The 18,341-nt window shown below is 65.9% G+C and carries 19 protein-coding genes; 10 read left to right on the plus strand and 9 right to left on the minus strand.

Annotated elements, in window-relative coordinates; all coding sequences use genetic code 11:
* Positions 1 to 6: 6 nt before the first annotated feature.
* The gene (locus FQ137_RS11255; RefSeq protein WP_149292456.1) at positions 7 to 453 is read right to left on the minus strand and encodes a MarR family winged helix-turn-helix transcriptional regulator; all 447 of its coding nucleotides are present in this window, start codon (positions 451 to 453) and stop codon (positions 7 to 9) included.
* 60 nt (positions 454 to 513) lie between these two features.
* On the opposite strand from FQ137_RS11255, the gene FQ137_RS11260 reads away from it, so the two are divergent.
* Positions 514 to 990: a hypothetical protein gene (locus FQ137_RS11260; RefSeq protein ID WP_255584027.1), complete on the plus strand. Its 477-nt coding sequence runs from the start codon at positions 514 to 516 to the stop codon at positions 988 to 990.
* Positions 991 to 1,007: 17 nt separating this feature from the next.
* Here FQ137_RS11260 and FQ137_RS11265 read toward each other — a convergent pair whose 3' ends face one another.
* Positions 1,008 to 1,724: a helix-turn-helix domain-containing protein gene (locus FQ137_RS11265; RefSeq protein ID WP_188064910.1), complete on the minus strand. Its 717-nt coding sequence runs from the start codon at positions 1,722 to 1,724 to the stop codon at positions 1,008 to 1,010.
* Positions 1,725 to 1,851: 127 nt separating this feature from the next.
* Here FQ137_RS11265 and FQ137_RS11270 point away from each other — a divergent pair, with 127 nt between their 5' ends.
* From FQ137_RS11270 to FQ137_RS11280, 3 genes are all read left to right on the plus strand, one after another.
* The gene (locus tag FQ137_RS11270; protein WP_149292458.1) at positions 1,852 to 2,211 is read left to right on the plus strand and encodes a peroxiredoxin; all 360 of its coding nucleotides are present in this window, start codon (positions 1,852 to 1,854) and stop codon (positions 2,209 to 2,211) included.
* Between the two features lie 56 nt (positions 2,212 to 2,267).
* Positions 2,268 to 3,758 (plus strand): amidase, encoded by a 1,491-nt coding sequence (locus FQ137_RS11275; RefSeq protein WP_149292459.1) that lies wholly within the window; start codon positions 2,268 to 2,270, stop codon positions 3,756 to 3,758.
* Between the two features lie 705 nt (positions 3,759 to 4,463).
* Entirely contained in the window at positions 4,464 to 5,489 is a 1,026-nt protein-coding gene (locus FQ137_RS11280) for an alpha/beta fold hydrolase (RefSeq protein ID WP_149292460.1), read from the plus strand.
* Positions 5,490 to 5,707: 218 nt separating this feature from the next.
* Here FQ137_RS11280 and FQ137_RS11285 read toward each other — a convergent pair whose 3' ends face one another.
* Positions 5,708 to 6,064, minus strand: a complete 357-nt coding sequence (locus tag FQ137_RS11285; RefSeq protein ID WP_149292461.1) for a hypothetical protein — start codon at positions 6,062 to 6,064, stop codon at positions 5,708 to 5,710.
* Positions 6,065 to 6,335: 271 nt separating this feature from the next.
* Between FQ137_RS11285 and FQ137_RS11290 the strand changes: the two genes are divergently transcribed.
* Positions 6,336 to 6,836 (plus strand): DUF309 domain-containing protein, encoded by a 501-nt coding sequence (locus FQ137_RS11290; RefSeq protein WP_149292462.1) that lies wholly within the window; start codon positions 6,336 to 6,338, stop codon positions 6,834 to 6,836.
* 152 nt (positions 6,837 to 6,988) lie between these two features.
* On the opposite strand, the gene FQ137_RS11295 is transcribed toward FQ137_RS11290, so the two are convergent.
* Positions 6,989 to 7,756: a thioesterase family protein gene (locus tag FQ137_RS11295; RefSeq protein WP_149292463.1), complete on the minus strand. Its 768-nt coding sequence runs from the start codon at positions 7,754 to 7,756 to the stop codon at positions 6,989 to 6,991.
* Positions 7,757 to 7,820: 64 nt separating this feature from the next.
* Here FQ137_RS11295 and FQ137_RS11300 point away from each other — a divergent pair, with 64 nt between their 5' ends.
* Positions 7,821 to 8,303, plus strand: coding sequence for a MaoC family dehydratase (locus FQ137_RS11300; RefSeq protein ID WP_149292464.1), 483 nt, complete (start codon positions 7,821 to 7,823; stop codon positions 8,301 to 8,303).
* A gap of 99 nt (positions 8,304 to 8,402) precedes the next feature.
* Here FQ137_RS11300 and FQ137_RS11305 read toward each other — a convergent pair whose 3' ends face one another.
* A complete protein-coding gene (locus FQ137_RS11305) occupies positions 8,403 to 8,882 on the minus strand; it encodes a nitroreductase family deazaflavin-dependent oxidoreductase (RefSeq protein WP_149292465.1) in 480 nt (159 codons plus the stop codon).
* A 9-nt stretch (positions 8,883 to 8,891) separates the two neighbouring features.
* Entirely contained in the window at positions 8,892 to 10,232 is a 1,341-nt protein-coding gene (locus FQ137_RS11310) for a class I SAM-dependent methyltransferase (RefSeq protein WP_149292466.1), read from the minus strand.
* A 229-nt stretch (positions 10,233 to 10,461) separates the two neighbouring features.
* Between FQ137_RS11310 and FQ137_RS11315 the strand changes: the two genes are divergently transcribed.
* Complete coding sequence (locus FQ137_RS11315; protein WP_149292467.1) at positions 10,462 to 11,895, plus strand: NAD(P)/FAD-dependent oxidoreductase; 1,434 nt, start codon at positions 10,462 to 10,464, stop codon at positions 11,893 to 11,895.
* Positions 11,896 to 11,974: 79 nt separating this feature from the next.
* Here FQ137_RS11315 and FQ137_RS11320 read toward each other — a convergent pair whose 3' ends face one another.
* Both FQ137_RS11320 and FQ137_RS11325 read right to left on the minus strand, forming a co-directional pair.
* Positions 11,975 to 12,391 (minus strand): PaaI family thioesterase, encoded by a 417-nt coding sequence (locus FQ137_RS11320; RefSeq protein ID WP_149292468.1) that lies wholly within the window; start codon positions 12,389 to 12,391, stop codon positions 11,975 to 11,977.
* An 89-nt stretch (positions 12,392 to 12,480) separates the two neighbouring features.
* Positions 12,481 to 13,245 (minus strand): hypothetical protein, encoded by a 765-nt coding sequence (locus FQ137_RS11325; protein ID WP_149292469.1) that lies wholly within the window; start codon positions 13,243 to 13,245, stop codon positions 12,481 to 12,483.
* 296 nt (positions 13,246 to 13,541) lie between these two features.
* Between FQ137_RS11325 and gndA the strand changes: the two genes are divergently transcribed.
* From gndA to FQ137_RS11340, 3 genes are read left to right on the plus strand one after another with little or no spacing between them, the layout of a single operon-like run.
* Complete coding sequence (gndA, locus tag FQ137_RS11330) at positions 13,542 to 15,014, plus strand: NADP-dependent phosphogluconate dehydrogenase (RefSeq protein ID WP_149292470.1); 1,473 nt, start codon at positions 13,542 to 13,544, stop codon at positions 15,012 to 15,014.
* A 47-nt stretch (positions 15,015 to 15,061) separates the two neighbouring features.
* The gene (locus FQ137_RS11335; RefSeq protein ID WP_255584035.1) at positions 15,062 to 16,342 is read left to right on the plus strand and encodes a DEAD/DEAH box helicase; all 1,281 of its coding nucleotides are present in this window, start codon (positions 15,062 to 15,064) and stop codon (positions 16,340 to 16,342) included.
* Positions 16,339 to 17,283: a hypothetical protein gene (locus tag FQ137_RS11340; protein ID WP_149292472.1), complete on the plus strand. Its 945-nt coding sequence runs from the start codon at positions 16,339 to 16,341 to the stop codon at positions 17,281 to 17,283. The genes FQ137_RS11335 and FQ137_RS11340 overlap by 4 nt, the downstream gene beginning before the upstream one ends.
* 7 nt (positions 17,284 to 17,290) lie before the next feature.
* Here FQ137_RS11340 and FQ137_RS11345 read toward each other — a convergent pair whose 3' ends face one another.
* Positions 17,291 to 18,226: a hydrogen peroxide-inducible genes activator gene (locus FQ137_RS11345; RefSeq protein ID WP_149292473.1), complete on the minus strand. Its 936-nt coding sequence runs from the start codon at positions 18,224 to 18,226 to the stop codon at positions 17,291 to 17,293.
* Between the last annotated feature and the right edge of the window lie 115 nt (positions 18,227 to 18,341).

Below are 18,341 nucleotides of genomic sequence, written 5' to 3' on the forward strand. Positions count from 1 at the left end.
AGGCGACTAGCACTCGGCCCGGTCGGTGTTCTCGAGAGAAGTCACGAGGCGCTGGGCAAGAGTCCGCAACTGGACGAGGTCCTCCTGAGGCATATCCACCCTATCGAGCAGGGAGCACTGGATTGTCTCCGCTTCCGCGCGCAGCCTCCCACCGGCCTCTGTGAGGTGGACGTGGACACTCCTGCCATCGCCGGCGGAGCGGGATCGCGCGACCAGGCCGCTATGCTCCAGTCGCGCCAGCAGAGGGGAGAGGGTTCCCGAGTCGAGGAGGAGCCGGTCCCCGAGCTGCCGGACCGTCAGTCCGTCCTCCTCCCACAGCACGAGAAGGGCGAGATACTGCGGATAGGTCAAGCCCACCGATGCCAGGGCGTGCCGGTAGGCCGACGTCGAGGCGCGGGAGGCGGCGTAGAGGGCGAAACACACTTGCTCTTCCAGGCGGAGGTCGGCATCCATTGCCTAATTATGGCCCACGACTGGGTTGCGCCCAACTAAGTTGTGCGCAACACTAACCCCATGAACACATCTGACCGAACCCAGACGAACCCGGAATCCCGTCTGCCCTCGCGCCGACCGCGCAGCACAGGAGAGATCGTTCGTCATGTCGGACGGTGGGCCCTCGGCGCCGCACTCCTCGGCGCGGGGACCGGCCACCTGACGACCATGCGCAAGGAGTTCCAGGCGCAGGTGCCGACGTGGGTTCCGCTCGACTCGGACTTCGTCGTCGTCGCGTCCGGCGTGGTCGAACTCGGACTCGGGGCGGCACTCGTCCTGGCACCGACCCGGTTCCGTCCGGCGGTCGGCGGCGTGACGGCGGCGTTCTTCACCGCCATCTTCCCTGGGAACATCTCGCAGTACGTCACGGGCACGGACGCATTCGGGCTCGACAGCGACCGCGCACGGCTCGTCCGACTGTTCGTCCAGCCGGCACTCGTGGCATGGGCCCTGTGGTCCACTGGCGCCTGGCGCTCCTGGCGGAACCGGAACGCGTGAGGACCAGCGCACGCACGTCAACCCGGACCCCGGGGCCCGTCGTCGCCGCGGACTGACGACTCCGCCTCTCGGACGCCCCCCAGGATCGGATGACATCCCAACCAGGCGGGGAACCGTTCCGTCAGTTCCGGCGGACCCCAGAGTTCGACCCGGCCGTCACCGATCTCGTCGCGCATGACGGTGTCTCCCATCCAGATCCTCGTCAGGGTCCGCAGGTCGGAGTTCACTCGCAGGTCAACCTCCAGGCCGGGGTCGACCAGACACAGGTCGATCGCGTCGTCCACCACCATCCAGTAGGTGGTCCTGCGGGGTGGGCCGTCGCGGATCCACATCTCTATGACGATCCGGCGGTCGGCCAGTCCGGCGGGACGGAGCATCCGGCGGATGTCCCACATCAGGAACGACGGATCGAGCTCATCAGGTGTGTACCTGCTCCGCGCCCAGCGTTGCCCCCAGATGCCCATAGCCTCGATCACGGGGTGCAGCTCCCAGCCCGACGTGGTGAGGGTGTACGTGCTGTCCCGCCCGGCTCCGTGGTGTTCCACCACGCCGGCGGACACCAACTGGTGCAGCCTCTTGGACAGCAGGCTCGGTGAGATCAGCGGAACCCCTCGCTGGATTTCGCCGAATCGGCAGGAACCGCCCATCAGTTCGCGGAGTATCAGCGGAGCCCATCGCTCACACAGGAGTTCCGCAGTCTTTGCGACGGGGCAGAACTGCCCGTAGCCGCTCATGTGTCCACGGTAGACCCACGGAGGCCCGGCGTCACTACACATCGCGAAGTGTGCGCGCTGCTCCCGCGGTGGTCTCCTTGCAGTGTCGCATCGCGTATCCGGCGCGTGGACGAAAGGAGCAGGGGAGATGAACAGAGCAGTCGTATCGCTGACGACCGGGCTCGAAGACGCGGAGAAGGTGACCGTCGCCTTTCTGGTCGCGGTTGGGGCCGCCGAATCGGGCCGACCGACCCTTATGTTCCTCACCAAGGAGGCGGTTCGGCTCGCTGTGCGGGGGGTCGCGACCGGAACCGCCTGCCAGGGTTGTCCGTCGATCGAGAGCCTCATGGCCCGGTACGTGGCCGCGAGTGGCACCTATCTGGTGTGCCCGATCTGCGTGGATGCCAAGCAGCTGACCGACAGCCCCCTCATCGATGGGGCGACCAAGGGCGGGACCGTGCCCATGTGGGAGTGGATCGGGGAGGGGGCAACCACGTTCAGTTACTGACCCGGACCACGCCGAACCGGTCCGGTCGCTGATCGCGCTGCGTAAACTCCGACCCCATGCGATTCGATGAGTTCAGGAGTCACGACGCCCTCGGACTCGCCGCACTCGTGAGACGACGCGAGGCCACCCCCGTCGACCTCCTCGATACAGCAGTTCAGCGCGCCGACAGCGTCAACCCGGGACTCAACGCTATCGTCCACCGAATGGACGGAACGGCCCGTGACCGGGTGGCCGGGGACTTGACGGGCCCGTTCGCCGGGGTGCCGTTCCTCCTCAAAGATCTCGGACAGGACTATGCGGGTTCGCCGACCAGCGGGGGTTCCCGCCCGCTGGCCGGAGTGCCGGCAGTCGAACACGCGACGGTGGTGCAGCGGTGGCTGGACGCGGGCCTGGTCATATTCGGCAAGACCAACACCCCGGAGTTCGGGGCCAAGGGAGTCACGGAGCCCGAACTGTTCGGCCCCGCCAGGAACCCGTGGGACATCAGTCGCAGCCCTGGCGGGTCCTCGGGCGGGTCCGCCGCTGCGGTCGCGGCCGGAATCGTCCCGGTCGCGGGGGCGAGCGACGGCGGCGGCTCCATCCGCATCCCGGCCGCCTGTTGCGGTCTCGTGGGCCTCAAACCCGGCCGTGGACTGGTGCCGATGGGCCCGTTGCGCGGGGAGGCGATGCACGGCGCCGCCACCAACGGTGTCGTCTCGCGGTCGGTCCGCGACACCGCTGCGATGCTGGACGTTCTGAAGGGCGGGGAGCCGGGCGGCCCGTACGTTCCCGCCACGCCGACTGAGTCGTTCCTCTCACAGGTCGGAGCGGACCCGGGTCGGCTGCGGATCGGGGTCTGTACCGCGTCGTCGATCAATTCGGAACCCCATCCGGAGGCCCTCACTGCAGTCGAGAACGCTGCCAGAAAGCTTGAGGAGCTCGGACATCACGTGGAGATCCTGGACGCACAGCCCGTCGACGACCTCGCGTTGGCACGAGATTTCCTCACTAGTTGGTTCGCGTATCTCGCGTGGTCGGTCGAGGACACCAAACGCCGGACGGGGTGCGCCGACCGCGACTTCGAGACGGATACGCGGATCGTGGCGGCACTCGGCAGGGCGCAGAGCAGCGTGGATTACCTCGACGCCGTGATGCGGCGGGACCAGTACGTTCGCGAACTGACCACCTTCTTCGACGGTTACGACTTGCTCATGACGCCGACGCTGGCCGACCTACCGCCTCGCATCGGCGCTCTCGACACCCCGCCGCTGGCACGCCGCGGAGCGGCCGCGTTGCTCGCGACGCGGACAGCATCACTGCTGCGCCACTCGGGTTTCGTGGAGTCACTCATCAATGCCAACCTCAGCTGGGTGCCGTATACGCAGTTGGCCAACTTGACCGGTCGGCCGGCGATGTCGCTCCCGCTGCATTGGACTTCGCTAGGCGTACCCATGGGAGTGCACTTCACCGCGCAGCTCGGAGGAGAAGCGACACTACTGCGACTGGCCGGCCAACTCGAGCAGTCGTCGCCGTGGTCCGACAGGAATCCGGCACTCAGCGACTGTTGAGCTCGGGAACTTCGTCCACCGGACGAACCCAGCCTGAAACGTCACTGTGTCGAAACAAGGGTGCCCGGACAAGCACTCCAGAGGAGCGGCGGTGGACCGATGCCGTGAGGCCCCGGGCGGGTTCGCGAATTTGATTCACTACGTCCGCGACCCGGGGCCTCAGAGTCAGTATGGCGACACCGCGTCGCCGAAAACTTCAGGCCATGTCCGCCGGAAGGACACTGAGGAGCCACTTGTACAGATCCACGAGGGGGTTGTGGATAAACATGAAAGCGTTCTCGACCGATCCGCGCATGATGACGTACCTTTCTCTAGCGAGCGACACGGTGCCGCCTCACTGACCATTCGGAGCAATAAACCAAACGGATGGTCGAGGATTGAAATAACCCCCGTTCCCGAAGTGCCGATAATCTACATTATGTAAAGTAAGCGATGCCGAGATGTAGATTTCGCGAACGCGACCCCTCCCCGAACTGCCGCTCGCCCGTAATGCCCCACAGACCCCGTGACCTGCGGGTGAACAGGTGCCGGACCCGCGTTTCGGCGCTTATTGAACCGTGACCGGCGGCCGATGGCCGAATGGTGGGCGGCGCTGCAACCTGCGACCTCTTGTTGCACACGGTAGTTGCCCCGAGAACGAGCATTGCCGAATAAAGTGACACCAATCACATTGCGCTGTCATGGGTGCCGACAAGGAGACACTTAATGCCTCGTGCCCGCTTTGCCGTCACCTTCGTCGCGGCTGTGGCCGCAGCAACCGCCTCGCTGGTCGCCGCACCGATCGCCTCGGCAACCGACCCCGCCACTCGGCTATCCCAGCCGGTCACTTATACAGCAGAAATGGGTGGGATCTACCAGATCACGCACCCAGAGCAGCCGTGGCCCGGCGTCGACGACTGGTCCTGCCAGCCCTCCCCCCAACACCCACGTCCGGTGATCCTCCTCCACGGAACGGGCGCCAACGGGGTCAACAACTGGGGCACGATAGCGCCGTCACTACTCAACGAGGGCTACTGCGTGTTCGCGCCCACCTACGGCGCCACCCCACTGTTCCCCGGAATCGGCGCGACCCAACGACTGACCGACCACGTCAACGAAATGACCACTTATCTTGACCGCGTTCTCGATGCGACAGGGGCCGAGAAAGCCGAAGTGGTGGGCCACTCCCTGGGCGTGACCGTGGGAATGCACCTGGCCAAAGTGACCAGCCCGGGCCGGATCGACGGCGTGGTCTCGATCGGCGGCTTCGCCGGTGGTGGATCCGCCGAGGGGCTCCCGGGACTCGCCTCTCTCGCCCCCGTGGTGGATTTCGAGGGTCTGGCGGCCCAAGTCTCTCGAGAGGTGCCCGACGGCCCGCTACCGATGCCGTTCCCGTCACTACTCGACGTCAACGAACACTCCCCAACAGGTCAAAAGCTGTTCGCCGGTGGCTCCCCCTTCCACCATGGCACCAGATACACCCTGATTGCCTCGATCTTCGACGGGCTCGTGCCGCCTGCCATGAGCTTCCCCAAAGGGAACTACCCGAACGTGACGACACACGTTCTTCAGGACACGTGTCGACAGAATGGCGCGGATCACGCTGCGTTGTACGCCGATCCCCAAACCGTAGACCTGATGCTTAACGCGCTGGACCCGGCAACGACGGTCGCACCCCGCTGCTGGCCAACCACGCCGATCATCGGAGCACTTGGAGCAGTGCCGACACGAGGAGCAGTGGCTAGCTACTGACACACGACTTTCGTCGTTCATCCTCGCCATATTCGCCTGGCAGCGAAGACCGACGTCACCAACGAAGCGCCCTCCCGCGGCACCGATACCGCCGAGCTCCTCAGATGATCCTCCCCCGCGACACCGTCAACTCGCCACGCGAACAGTGCCGCCCGCAACTTTTGACCCGCGTGCTTCGGCGAAAGGACGTGCGCAGAATCCCTCTCCCGGCCTTCCGATCAGCCGCGTGGAGTCAACACGATCTCACCGATGAGGAACGGACCCAGGAATGCGGGCCCCGTGTAGCCACCTTTTCCATCGCTGTTAAGAAACACACGGTGCCCTGGGAACAGATCCACGTAGCCGCCAGCCTCTGTCGGATGGATCGGATACCGCCCGATAAGGACAAGTTCCTGATCTTCGACACGGGCGTCCCGCGCAAGGAGAACGCTGCCTGCCGACACCGTTGTCGACGTATACGGACCCGGTGCGACGTTGGCAGACGCAACCCCAGCAGCACCGACAAACACCGCGGCGCCAACGACCGCGACGATCGACGGATACAGAATTCCAGCCCAATTGGCGTGAATGGACATATGTGCCACCTTGTCTCTGGGTGAATTCACGCTACGCCTGATCCGGCACCCCGCCTAGGGCTAATCCTCAAAAACGGTCACGATCCCACGCCAACCTGCCAGGTCGGCCCCGCGAAAAGTGCTGACGGCGGGGACACGGTCTCGATCAGTGCGTCAGTCTCATGGCAAAGATCTCGACATGAGGCCTGAATCCGCTATCAACTTTCCCCGCGCCCCTACCGGTATATTGGCCGTTGTGCGCTATATGAACGACGGATGAGACGATGGCCATATGCAAAGCTCGGAGGGCAGGCAGCGAGATCGTGATGCTGACGGGCGCGCGCGGAATTCACGTCCCCGCGACAAACTTGGCCGCCCACTCCCGCCGGGAAGCATCGGGGTCGAGCGCATTCCCGAGGATCTCGAACTGACCCCCGATGATTCGTTGGCCTGGGCGCAGGACCTGCTGAATCGTGGCCTCGCATTTAATGCGCACGAAGTGCTCGAAGGCGCCTGGAAGAGTTGCCCCGACGCCGAGCGCACCCTCTGGCAGGGCCTGGCCCAACTAGCCGTCGGCATTACCCACGTTCAGCGCGGCAACATCAAGGGCGCGTTGACGCTACTCGAGCGTGCGGCAGAACGTATCAAGATCAATAGTCCTCCCGCTCCGTACGGAATTGATACGCGCGGGCTGACCTCTTACGCCGAGCAACTCGCCGCCGAACTCCGACGGGGCGGCGTTCCCACGCCAGATCGGTTGATGCCTCGCCTGACAGTTCAGATCACTGATTGACTGGTCGGCGGTAAAGATCTGAGCCTGCTCCCCTCCCCACTCCGAGGGGTAGGTTCGGGCGGTGGTAAAGCTCGTCCAAACCGGTGCTGCACTCGCGCCGATCATCGTGGTCCTCGAGCTCCTATCTTCGCTTGATCCCTCTCTTCGCGAAGTTACGGCCGAACCGTAAGCGACTGAGACACCGTGCCGAGCGGACCGTTCTGGTCGTGAATCACGCTGGCAGTGAGTCCGAGACCGCCCGAACCAAACGTCACTCGTGTGTCGAATCCAATCCACTCCCCGACCGGTACTCGCACCAGATGCGCCCCCAGGTCGATGTTCGGATATCGCACCATCTTCGGATCGGCGCGGACCGCCATCCCGTTGGCGATGTCGAACAGGCCAGCCACCCGCGCGAGGGTGCTGATCTCCTCACCTGCTAGGAGCGGAACGTCGGTACGCACCCAATAGCGAGCTCTACCTGGCCCATCAAATATGCGTTTCACCTCGGCGGACGCGAGGTAGCCGCCGCCCCAAAGCGTCGTGGGGTCCCACGGTTGCATCTCATCCGGCGCGGGGATGGGATCAAAGCCGTGACCAGCAACTTCGGTGGTATCGCGGGGCTGCTGCAACCAGGCCCGCAGCCGAATCCCGTCCCTGTCGCAGTGTCCATAGTTGGCCTCCACCAGTTCGATGGTTCTTCCCGGCCGGATCACCTCGATCTCCACGTCCACTGCATCCATCGGGACGACGCCCAATATTTCGTAGGACAGGCGGGAGATGATCATGGGATCGTCGCGACGGGCGGCGAGATCGCGCTCGACCTCATGGACGAGCAGTCCGAGCGCCGGCCCGATGTGCTGCATCGACTCGTCCCACGCCCCGCTGACGTGTTTTGTCGGGCGGAATGAGCCTGGTCCGAGACGCTCGAAATACGCCATCGCCATCCTCCAGTCAGTGAGTGATGATTAACTGAAAGCGTACACACCAGTGTTGGGAGAAACGATGCAAGACGAGACGTTCGACGAGTTCACCGCCCCGCTCGACGACAGGTATCTAGAGGACTACACGGAGGGCGCGCGGTACCGATTCGGCGAGGAATCGGTGGATGTCGACGAGATCATAGAGTTCGCTCGCCGCTACGACCCACAGTCCATCCACACCGACCCCGACGCCGCGGCAGCCGGCCCCTTCGGCGGGCTCATCGCCAGTGGCTGGCAGACGGCCGCATTGATGATGCGCCTGTTCGCGGACAACTACCTCACCAGTGTGGCGAGTCTCGCCTCACCAGGAATCGACGAGCTGAGGTGGGTGCGTCCGCTCCGACCGGGCGACCGTCTGATTCTGCTCTGCGAGACCACCGGAGTGCGTCGCTCGCGGACTAAGCCTGACCGCGGTGTACTCACGACTGATGTCACACTGATCAATCAGGACGGGGACCCGATACTGACCGCCACGGCGATGAACATGGTCGCGTGCCGCGACTGACACCGCGCCGCCTCGCCGCCGGGAATGCAGGGGCGACGAACCGCACTTCCGCCGAATCCGGCCCGCGTTCCCGCAGGCTCGGGACCACCCTCCCCGCGACTACAGCCGGGGGGTGAGGTGGAAGACGGGCAATTCCCGAGTGGTGCGCTGTGCATAGATCTCATAGTTCGGCCACACCCGCACCGCCACGGACCATGCGTCTCGCCGCTCGTCGACGTCCAGTTCCCGCACGTCCACGGCCATCCGAGTTCCGTAGACCGAGATCGCAACCTCCCCGTCGCCGGCAAACCGGAGGTTATGGACCCATACCGGCGTCTTCTGCCCACCCCAGTTCGAACCGACGATGATCAGACCGTTGCCCCAGGACGCACACAGCAGCGGTGTACTGCGTAGCGCTCCGCTTTTACGGCCGGGAACATGCAGGGTGAGAGTGGGCAGTCCCGCGAGTCGCAAGAGCGGCACCCGGCCACGGGAGATCCGGTTGAGTCGTCGATCCAGCGTCACCACGAGGTGCGAGTTGTCCTTGGTGGCGTCCTGACGCCCGAACCACACGGCGATCGGGGTGAGAAGATTGCCCATAGACGAACCTTATGTCGTGGACCAGTCCTCTCGCCGCCCGACCGGCTCACCAGCTGTCGCGAGTAGCTGGACAGACTCAACCCATCCACTACGCAGGCCCGCCTCCACTGCCGCGAGGTGGAACGCCCACATTCGCCGGTAGACGGCGTCGAAACCCAGCGCGGCGGCATCCCTGCCTCGGTGGGCGAATGTCTCCGACCACAGGCGCACGGTCTCGGCATGGTGCGCGGTCATCTCCACCCTTCCCCGGAAGGTGAGTCTGGGCGCGCGGTCGATCATCTCTACCAGCTCCGACCACGGCACCGGCGGCCCGGCATCGGAAACGTATCTGGATCCCCACGCGGCCAACTCCATGACCGCGGGGGTGGGCCGGCCCGGTGACACCGTCGTATGAACCCCCAGACGCCCTCCCGGCCCGAGCACTCTGTCTGCAGTGGCTATCACCTCGGCGTGCCCGGCGTCACCGGCCGTCACACCGGGGTCAACCGCGACAACGGCGTCGACCGCACCGGTGATATCTGACGGAGCCCCGAGGAACAGCGAGATATCCTCGTCCAGACCTGCAGCGGTGAACCGAGACCCGAGGGCCGCCAGTCTCTCCGTAGACCACGTCATTGTCCGCACATGCGCCCCGCGCTCTGCCGCGCGCATCGGCAACTCTCCCCATCCCGGTGTAGCCACCAGTGCGCGGGCTCCCGCCCCGACCCCGGACAGGGTAAGCAAACTGTCGGCGGACCGACGTTGGGCGTCACCGAGGTCCGAGCGACGGGGTAGCGCTGCCGGTGCCTCCAGGTGAACGACATCGGTGCCGTCGTCCAGCCGGACACGGGTCCGCGCCCCGGATGCGAACACGGCGCCCGAGGTCGACATGGTTTCGTCCGTGTACAGGGAGGTCAGCGCGCCCGGGATCGAGTCCCCCAACTCGACATTGGCCGACCCGCGGCGACGGCGCCCCCCGCTGGCGGTGCCACGGCCGTCCCGGCCGTACGCACGTTCACCGGGGTGGGCACAGTCGGCGTTCGTCGCGACCCATGGAGCCAACGCTGCGACAGCGGCGCACAGGTCCGACGTGGCCCAATCACCCGCCATGAACGACTCTCCGAGCCCCACCACCCCTGCGTCCGCTAACCGAGCCCAGAAATGATCAGGTTCGCGGAGCACCACTCGCACCGGGGCGTCGTATTCGCCGGCCGCGGAGGAATCGGGGTAGTCAATCCGCACACCGAGTTCGCGCGCCGAACGACGAAGCGCCTGCGCGATAAGCCCCGACGTCTGTCCCCCCGACCCGGGCGGTGGGGCGAGCGCAGGCCAGCGCTCGAGGTCGACGGTCTGCGGTTCGACTCTGACCACCCTGTCCCTCCTTGTGGGCCTCACGTCAGGTGGACGGTACCGCCGCCTGGGCGTCCGCCCGGGCAGGCGCGTCGGGGGGCCGCCGCACCCACCTGTGGTGCGGCGATGTGTGCACAGGGTCAGGCGTAGCACTATCCTGGGATCTTGTGCCCGGCGTCATCCCGCGCGGGCCCCAGACCAACGAGGCCACCGAGCCCGTCACACCAGACCAGCCTCATCAGGAGCCGCCATGACCGAGCCCGCAACCGACCAGGTCACAGCCAGCACACCGGCTGGCCGCCGGCACCGCGTCGTCATCATCGGCTCCGGTTTCGGCGGGTTGTTCGCCGCCCAGCAGCTCGCCAAGTCGGACGTCGATGTGACCCTCGTGGCCAGGACCGGCCACCACCTCTTCCAGCCGCTGTTGTATCAAGTGGCGACCGGCATCCTCTCGGTCGGCGAGATCGCCCCGCCGACGCGGCTCATCCTGCGCGACCAGAAGAACGCCACCGTGGTCCTCGGCGACGTCGACACAATCGACGTGGCCGGCAAGAAGATCCACGCCTCAGCAGGTCACATCGACTTCGAACTCGAATACGACAGCATGATCGTCGCCGCGGGCGCGAACCAGTCCTACTTCGGAAACGACCATTTCGAGCAGTGGGCGCCTGGCATGAAGACAGTCGACGACGCACTCGAGTTACGCAGTCGCATCCTCGGCTGCTTCGAGCAGGCCGAAGTGATCGATGACGAGGAGGAGCGCCGCCGACTGCTGACCTTCATCATCGTCGGCGCTGGGCCCACCGGTGTCGAGATGGCCGGCCAGGTCGCTGAGCTAGCGCAGCACACCCTCAAAGACAGCTTCCGGCGCATCGACCCGGCTTCCGCCCGCGTGATCCTCCTCGACGCTGCCCCCGCGGTGTTACCACCATTCGGAAACAACCTCGGCAACGCGGCCCGCGCCCGTCTCGAGAAGATGGGCGTCGAGATCCAACTCAACGCGATGGTCACGAACGTTGACTATCAGGGCATCGAGGTCAAAGACCCGGACGGATCGGTTCGCCGGATCGACGCCTCGTGCAAGATCTGGTCCGCCGGGGTCAAGGCCAGCCCCCTCGGCAAGCAACTCGCGGACCAGACCGATGCGCAGATCGACCGCGCCGGTCGCGTGCTCGTCAACAAGGACCTGTCACTACCCGGCCACCCCGAGATCTTCGTCGTGGGCGACATGATGAGTCTCGACAACCTGCCCGGTGTCGCACAGGTCGCCATCCAGGGCGGCAAGTATGCCGCGAAACAGATCATGGCCGAGGTGGAGAAGGGACGTACCCCGGCCGAGCGGCGACCGTTCAAATACTTCGACAAGGGCTCCATGGCCACGGTGTCGCGCTACAGTGCGGTCGTGAAGATGGGCCCCATAGAGATCTCGGGATTCATCGCCTGGGTCATGTGGCTGGTCGTGCACCTCGCCTACCTGATCGGCTTCAAGAACCGGATCACCACAATGTTCTCGTGGGGGATGCACATGGGCGGCGACCACCGCTCGCAGCTGACCTCCACCAAACAGTGGGTCTACGCTCGCCAGGCCATCGAGCGGGTGGCTGCGGATGAAGCAGCCGCGCTCCGGTCCGCCGAGCAGTCTCGTGTCGAGGCGCGGGAGTCGTCCTCTGCCACTGCCACCTGAGCGGGAGTACAGCACGACGCGCCCGGCGGGGAATCCGCCGGGCGCGTTCTGCCTTCAACAGACGGGGCTTCGGTTCCGGCTACTGCAGATTTGCGAGCCGGACCTGCCCGACCGCTGCCATTCGCCCGTGGTCGTCCTGGATCTCGACCCGCCAGAGCTGCTGGGAACGCCCGCGATGGACAGGTGTCCCGGTCGCCGTAAGAGTGCCCTCCGTGACCGCGCGCAGGAAGTCGGTCGAGTTGTTGACGCCAACGACCTTGCCTTCGCCGCCAAGCCACACCGCTCCGGCGATACTGGCGACCTCTTCCGCGATCGCGCAATACACGCCGCCGTGGACGATTCCGTAGGGTTGGTGAAGATGCGGGCCCACCGGTACCGTGACAACCACCTTGTCGGGTGTCACCTCGGTGTATTCCATCCCGATACCGCCTCCGAAACCGGTCCCGGAATGGGCCCGGATCAGGTCGATGAATTCACTGCGATCCGCGTCGGACATCCGACCCCTTTCCCCGGCCCGGCGTATCCGGGCTTTCGGGAGGGAACGTTACCCTCGAGCGCGGAAACCCTCCGCAGGCCCGACGGCAGTCAGCGCACGGAGCGCCGGCCTCGGTCCCGCACCGGGATCGGGCCAGCACCAGGGGTTCGCGGGAGTCGGCTGCGTTTGCGGACCGCCAGCCCCGAGTCGTGCAGTGCCTGAAGGACCATCTGCCCTCGTCGGTCCCCGACCTCTTGGCTGGTGCCGGCGAAAGTGGGGACAATCGTCGCAGCGCCCAGGACGCACTCGCCTGCCATCGACCACAGCGTCTCCACACTGCAATTGCTCACCTCTGACAGCCCGTCGAACACTGTCGTGAGAGTTGAGCGGGACCGGCAGGCGAGCCATTGCGCCAACGCCTGCTCACAGGGCAGGATCACGGTGTCAGGAGAACCCGCAACCGGGTCGTCGGGCAGCACCCTCAGAGTGGTGTCACGGACACCTGCCCAGTCGAGTCCACCCTCGATGTCGGTCCTCACCGCCAAGTTCTCGGCCCCGGTGTCCCACACTCTGCCGATCGTGACGAAGCTGGCTACAGCCCTGCCGAGGACGCCGTGGGTGAAGGCCTCGGCGACCAGGTAGGTCGAAAAACGGATGTCGCCGGAATCCTCGAAGTGGTTCCTAAACATAAGCTCGACCCGCCCACCGTCGACGGCTCGCTCGAGCGGCACCCACCGCCGGCGCGACTGCCTCTTCAGATCGGCGATCGAGTAAAACTTCGGATAGCCGGCACGGAAGCCGCCGAGCACCTCGACCGTGTCGTCGAAAACAGTGCGTGTCCCCGTCAGCTGTGTAGGCAGCGTTGAGCCGGTCATGTTTGGTCTTCCCCCTAGTCGATTCCCCATACGTGGCCGGTCCGTCCTGAAAATGTTGCCCCAGTACCGCGGTCCGACCCCCCGAATCGCAGTGGCCCAGGTCATCCGGCCGGTATTAAGTGTTACAACACAACCCGGTCTGTAACCAAGAAAACTCGACAGATTCTGACAAACGGTGCACTCAGTGCACGGGTGACCCGTCAGCAAACTCACAGGATTCGTTCAGGGGATCGCCGGGTGCGAAATCCCATCACCGCAGGTCCGACCATCCTGGAGGCGTCGACTACGCTGAACCCATGAGTATTGAACGCGAAGGCGCGACGTCCACCTCGGTCTCCACCGGAAGCGCCGACATCGGGGTGACCGGTCTCGCCGTCATGGGCTCGAACATCGCCCGCAACTTCGCCCGCCGCGGCTACACCGTCGCCGTACACAACCGCTCCGCCGGCAAGACGGACGCCCTGCTCGGCGAACACGGCACCGATGGCAACTTCGTTCGCGCCGAAACGATCCAAGAATTCGCGTCCGCGCTTAAGACGCCTCGGCGCGCCCTCGTCATGGTGCAGGCAGGAGCGCCCACCGACGCCGTGATCGAGGCCCTCGCTGACGCTTTCGATGAGGGCGACATCATCATCGACGGCGGCAATTCCCTCTTCACTGACACCATCAGACGCGAGAAGGCCATGGCCGCGCGCGGGATCCGATTCATCGGCGCGGGGATCTCCGGCGGCGAGGAGGGGGCGCTGGAGGGGCCATCCATCATGCCGGGGGGACCGGCGTCCAGCTACGAGGTTGTCGGACCGATGCTTGAGGACATCTCGGCGAAAGTCGACGGGGTGCCCTGCTGCACGCATATCGGCGATGACGGTTCCGGCCACTTCGTCAAGATGGTCCACAACGGCATCGAGTACTCGGATATGCAGCTGATCGGCGAGGCATACCACCTCCTCCGCGGCGTCGCCGGGATCGAGCCCGCGGCCATGGCCGAGGTTTTCAAGGAGTGGAACACCGGCGAACTGGACTCGTACCTGGTGGAGATCACGGCGGAGGTGCTCTCGCAGGTCGACGCCGAGACCGGCTCGCCACTTGTCGACGTGATCGTCGACCGCGCCGGACAGAAGGGCACCGGACGGTGGACCGTAAAGTCCGCCCTCGACCTCGGGGTACCCGTCACCGGGATCGCCGAGGCTGTCTTCGCACGCGCACTGTCCAGTTCGATCCCCCAGCGAGATGCGGGACGGGAACTGCCGTCCGGTGCGCTGTCCACACCGTCCGAGCTCGGGTCGGAGTTCGTCGAGGATGTCCGCCGCGCGCTCTACGCGTCCAAGGTCATCGCCTATGCCCAGGGATTCGACCAGATCACGGCCGCCAGCGCCGAGTACGGGTGGGACGTCGCCCGTGGAGATCTCGCGACCATCTGGCGTGGGGGGTGCATCATCCGGGCAACCTTCCTCGACCGCATCCGTGAGGCGTACGCCGCCGACCCGGACCTCCCGACCCTCCTGGCTGCGCCGTACTTCGCCGAGGCCCTGTCCGACTGCGTGGACAGCTGGCGCCGGGTCGTGACGACCGCAGTCACCGCCGGGATCCCTGCACCGGGGTTCTCTGCCGCGTTGGCGTACTACGACGGTCTCCGGACCGAGCGCCTGCCGGCCGCACTCATCCAGGGGCAGCGTGACTTCTTCGGTGCGCACACCTACCAGCGGACCGACCGCGAAGGCAGCTACCACACCCTGTGGAGCGGCGACCGTTCGGAGGTGCGGATCTGACCGGCCCGCGGCCCGGTGAATTGGGCCGCCTCCTGGACGAGCTCGGGGTGGCGGTCCCGATCCGACATGCCGTCACAGCTCTCGTTACCGGCACGCCTACCCCGATCCAGGCTGCAGCCCTCGCCGACGCAGTTGGCGGCGAGGATCTCCTGGCGGTCGCCCCCACCGGCTCGGGCAAGACTCTCGTGTTCGCCGTCGCGGTCGCGCATCGCCTGGCCGGTTCACCGAGTCTGACCGGCCGACCCCGCGCCGTGATCATTGCCCCGACTCGTGAACTCGCGGAGCAGAACGCCGAGGTACTTGCCGAGGTGTGCTCGGGCGCCGGGTTGAAGGTCGCGACCTTCGTCGGGGGGCGACCCCTCAAACACGACCGTCGTACGCTCATCGCGCCTGTCGATGTGGCCGTAGGCACCCCCGGACGCCTGGCCGACCTGGTCCGTTCCAAGGCTCTCTCCCTGGGCCAGGTGAGCGTGGTGGTACTCGACGAGGCCGATCAACTCCTTGGCCCTTCGTTCGTCGAGCAATCGGAAGCGCTGCTCGCCCACTGCGCCGCTGCGAGCTTGTTGGCGACCACCGCCACAGCGGATGCCGCCACCGAGGCGATTCTCAGTCAACTCCGCCCGAATCTGCGCGTTCACCGCGTGGAGCACTCACCCCATGGCTCAGTGGCGAGCGCCCGACGCGACGCTGCCGCCCCCGGGGCCCCTCGTCGACTGGTCATTCTCTCGACTACGGACCCGTACGGGCTGGCAGTTCGCGTAGCGGCGCGGTGCACCCGAGGACTGTTCTTCGTCCCGCGACGGGACGCCGTGGAACGACTGCGAACGGCCATCTCCGACACCGGCGTCAGCGCGGCCGGCGTCGCGGGATCCGCCTCCCCCACCCGCCGGGCAGCCGCATTCGCCGACCTGGCCTCCGGGGCGGTTCGAGTCCTGGTGAGTACCGACCTCGCGGGGCGCGGCCTCGACATCGACGGTATCGGACAGGTCATCCATATTGGCCCCCCTCACTCCATAGACGACCTCGTGCATCGTTCGGGACGCACTGGCCGCGGCGACACCTACGCCGGGGTCGTCGCCGCAGTACTCAGACCGAACGACGTGGACAAGGTCGCCAGCCAGGCGCGCTCGGTCGGCATGACCGTCGAGATCGTCGATGCCTCCCGGACAACCGCGGAGCTGAACATCGACGGGCTTTTCGGCCCGCCAGTCGCCGTGCCGCCCGTACGGCGTGCGCCCGCCCCGGCGGCGCGGTCGCGCCGCCCTTCCCAGCCGCGGAGACCGGCACAGTCCCGAGTGCACCGCCCCAAGCGCAAGAAGAGCCCATGAACTCGGACCAGCGAGCGACTCTCCCGGTTGTCGTCCCGGAAGATCTCTGGAGACTCCGCGAACAACGCCACCATGAGCAGGTCGACCTCTTGACCGCGGAGCACCTGGAGCGACGTCGCAGGGGCGAGCCTCACCCAGTCGTCGATTTCGTTTTTACCTACTACAGTACGAGCGTCGCCACCATCCGGCGGTGGCACCCGGGCCCGGGCGTGCTGTTGGAGAACGCGCACCTGGGCGAGCGGCGCGAGTGGCGCCACTACCGCCGGGCCACCGCGGCAGGCCGGGATGGGCTCGTCGTCGACGCCGACTCAGTGTGGCGGCGACGCGGCTCCCGGATCGTCCGGGCACGTGACGTGGTCGCGGCCACCGCGACCCGTCGGGGTGCCACTGGCTGCTTCGGCCTCCACGAATGGGCGATGCTCTACCGTGCCCGTCGCGACGATGTCCGACACGGCCAAACGCCCTTGCGACTGCCTCGTGAGCGGATCGACGAGGTCGTTCGCGGTTCGCGTCTGCAGTGCACGCACTTCGACGCGTTCCGCTTCTTCACCGATTCTGCGGCTCCCCTCAACCGGACTCTGCTCACCCGTGACGACCAGCTTCGCCTCGAGCAGCCGGCCTGTCTCCACGCAGGCATGGACATCTACGCCCATACCGCGACTCTGGAGGCGGGAGCACCGGGCGAACTCCTCCTCGACTGTCTCCGCGCCACCTTCGACGCACGGGAGGTGGACATGCGGTCGTCCCCTTACGATCTTTCCGCCTGGGGTCTGCAGCCGATCCGCGTTGAGACCAGCGCGGGCCGGAGCGAGTTCGTCGCCTTTCAGAAGGATTGGATGGAACGCACGCAGTCCCTCAGGTCGAGGTTCCTCGCCGCGATCGATCTGCTGGAGATCGTGTCAGCTTCTTCAGACCGCCGCGCGACCGCGGATGCGAGCTGAAAGGTTGTCACACCGGGGTCGCGTCAAACCGGTCAACCGCGACCTCGGTCACGACACGACCAAACTCGGCATAGGCCTCCCCGCCCGCCGTGGCGGTACGGAGAACCAACCCGATTGTCCGACCCGGGACGGGGTCAGCGAACCTCGCCACAGCGATCCCAGGATCCTGTGTCTCGGGACCGACTGCCGACTCGGGAACGATCGTCACTCCCAAACCGCCCGCCACGCACCGAACGGCGGTGCTGAGAGATGCGGCACGCGACTCCCCTCGACCCAACACGGGGGCGGAGACCCGTCGGCACAGTTCCACGGTCTGCTCCCGCAGGCAGTGCCCCTCGTCGAGCATAAGCAGCGGTTGGTCGACGAGGATCTCCAACGGCAAGCCATCTTGACCCGCGAGTTCGTGATCTGCGGGCACGAGAAGCGCGAAGGGCTCGTTGTACAGCGGCGTAACTGCCACGCCCGCAGCGTCGGTGGGAACGGCCATTATCGCCAGATCGATCACGCCGCTGCGGAGACCGTCAAGAAGCCTGGCCGTCTGGTCCTCGACGACTCTCGGCAGCAGGTCGGGGAATCGCTCACCCAGCGCGGGGAGCAACCCTGGTAACAGATAGGGCGCTACCGTCGGGATGACCCCTATTCGCAGCGAGCCGAACAACGGACCGTCACTTCCCGCCGCCGCGTCAGCCACCGCGTTCATTGCGGACACCGCAGCCCGTGCGTACGGAAGGAGCCGGTGGCCAGCGGGCGTGACGAGGACAGAGCGAGTGCTGCGCTCGATGAGGTGGAGACCGAGGCCGTCCTCCAGGGTGGCAAGTGCCTGAGAGAGCGAGGGTTGACTCATGCCGAGTTCCTCAGCGGCGCTCCGGAAGTGGAGTCTCTCCGCCACGGCGAGGAACACTCGGAGCTGCATGAGACTCGGAACGAACCGCTGATCGGCCATGCCGATGAGTTTAGGCCCATCAATAGCTAAAAGTCGATGATTCTTTGCGACAACCTATGGGTGATCTTCCTCTCATCGACTTTACCTCTCACGACCTGTGGGGCATAGTTGATCA

It is taken from the genome of Dietzia sp. ANT_WB102 (assembly GCF_008369165.1).
In the GTDB taxonomy this organism is placed as follows: Bacteria; Actinomycetota; Actinomycetes; order Mycobacteriales; family Mycobacteriaceae; genus Dietzia.

Excerpts from the sequence above, each read along its gene's own strand:
- FQ137_RS11305 (WP_149292465.1), bottom strand. The coding sequence starts at position 8,882 with ATGGGCAATCTTCTCACCCCGATCGCCGTGTGGTTCGGGCGTCAGGAC.
- FQ137_RS11285 (WP_149292461.1), bottom strand. The coding sequence starts at position 6,064 with ATGTCCATTCACGCCAATTGGGCTGGAATTCTGTATCCGTCGATCGTC.
- FQ137_RS11295 (WP_149292463.1), bottom strand. The coding sequence starts at position 7,756 with ATGGCGTATTTCGAGCGTCTCGGACCAGGCTCATTCCGCCCGACAAAA.
- FQ137_RS11325 (WP_149292469.1), bottom strand. The coding sequence starts at position 13,245 with ATGACCGGCTCAACGCTGCCTACACAGCTGACGGGGACACGCACTGTT.
- FQ137_RS11345 (WP_149292473.1), bottom strand. The coding sequence starts at position 18,226 with ATGGCCGATCAGCGGTTCGTTCCGAGTCTCATGCAGCTCCGAGTGTTC.
- FQ137_RS11270 (WP_149292458.1), top strand. The coding sequence starts at position 1,852 with ATGAACAGAGCAGTCGTATCGCTGACGACCGGGCTCGAAGACGCGGAG.
- FQ137_RS11255 (WP_149292456.1), bottom strand. The coding sequence starts at position 453 with ATGGATGCCGACCTCCGCCTGGAAGAGCAAGTGTGTTTCGCCCTCTAC.
- FQ137_RS11340 (WP_149292472.1), top strand. The coding sequence starts at position 16,339 with ATGAACTCGGACCAGCGAGCGACTCTCCCGGTTGTCGTCCCGGAAGAT.
- FQ137_RS11280 (WP_149292460.1), top strand. The coding sequence starts at position 4,464 with ATGCCTCGTGCCCGCTTTGCCGTCACCTTCGTCGCGGCTGTGGCCGCA.
- gndA (WP_149292470.1), top strand. The coding sequence starts at position 13,542 with ATGAGTATTGAACGCGAAGGCGCGACGTCCACCTCGGTCTCCACCGGA.
- FQ137_RS11265 (WP_188064910.1), bottom strand. The coding sequence starts at position 1,724 with ATGAGCGGCTACGGGCAGTTCTGCCCCGTCGCAAAGACTGCGGAACTC.
- FQ137_RS11315 (WP_149292467.1), top strand. The coding sequence starts at position 10,462 with ATGACCGAGCCCGCAACCGACCAGGTCACAGCCAGCACACCGGCTGGC.
- FQ137_RS11300 (WP_149292464.1), top strand. The coding sequence starts at position 7,821 with ATGCAAGACGAGACGTTCGACGAGTTCACCGCCCCGCTCGACGACAGG.
- FQ137_RS11260 (WP_255584027.1), top strand. The coding sequence starts at position 514 with ATGAACACATCTGACCGAACCCAGACGAACCCGGAATCCCGTCTGCCC.
- FQ137_RS11275 (WP_149292459.1), top strand. The coding sequence starts at position 2,268 with ATGCGATTCGATGAGTTCAGGAGTCACGACGCCCTCGGACTCGCCGCA.
- FQ137_RS11290 (WP_149292462.1), top strand. The coding sequence starts at position 6,336 with ATGCAAAGCTCGGAGGGCAGGCAGCGAGATCGTGATGCTGACGGGCGC.
- FQ137_RS11320 (WP_149292468.1), bottom strand. The coding sequence starts at position 12,391 with ATGTCCGACGCGGATCGCAGTGAATTCATCGACCTGATCCGGGCCCAT.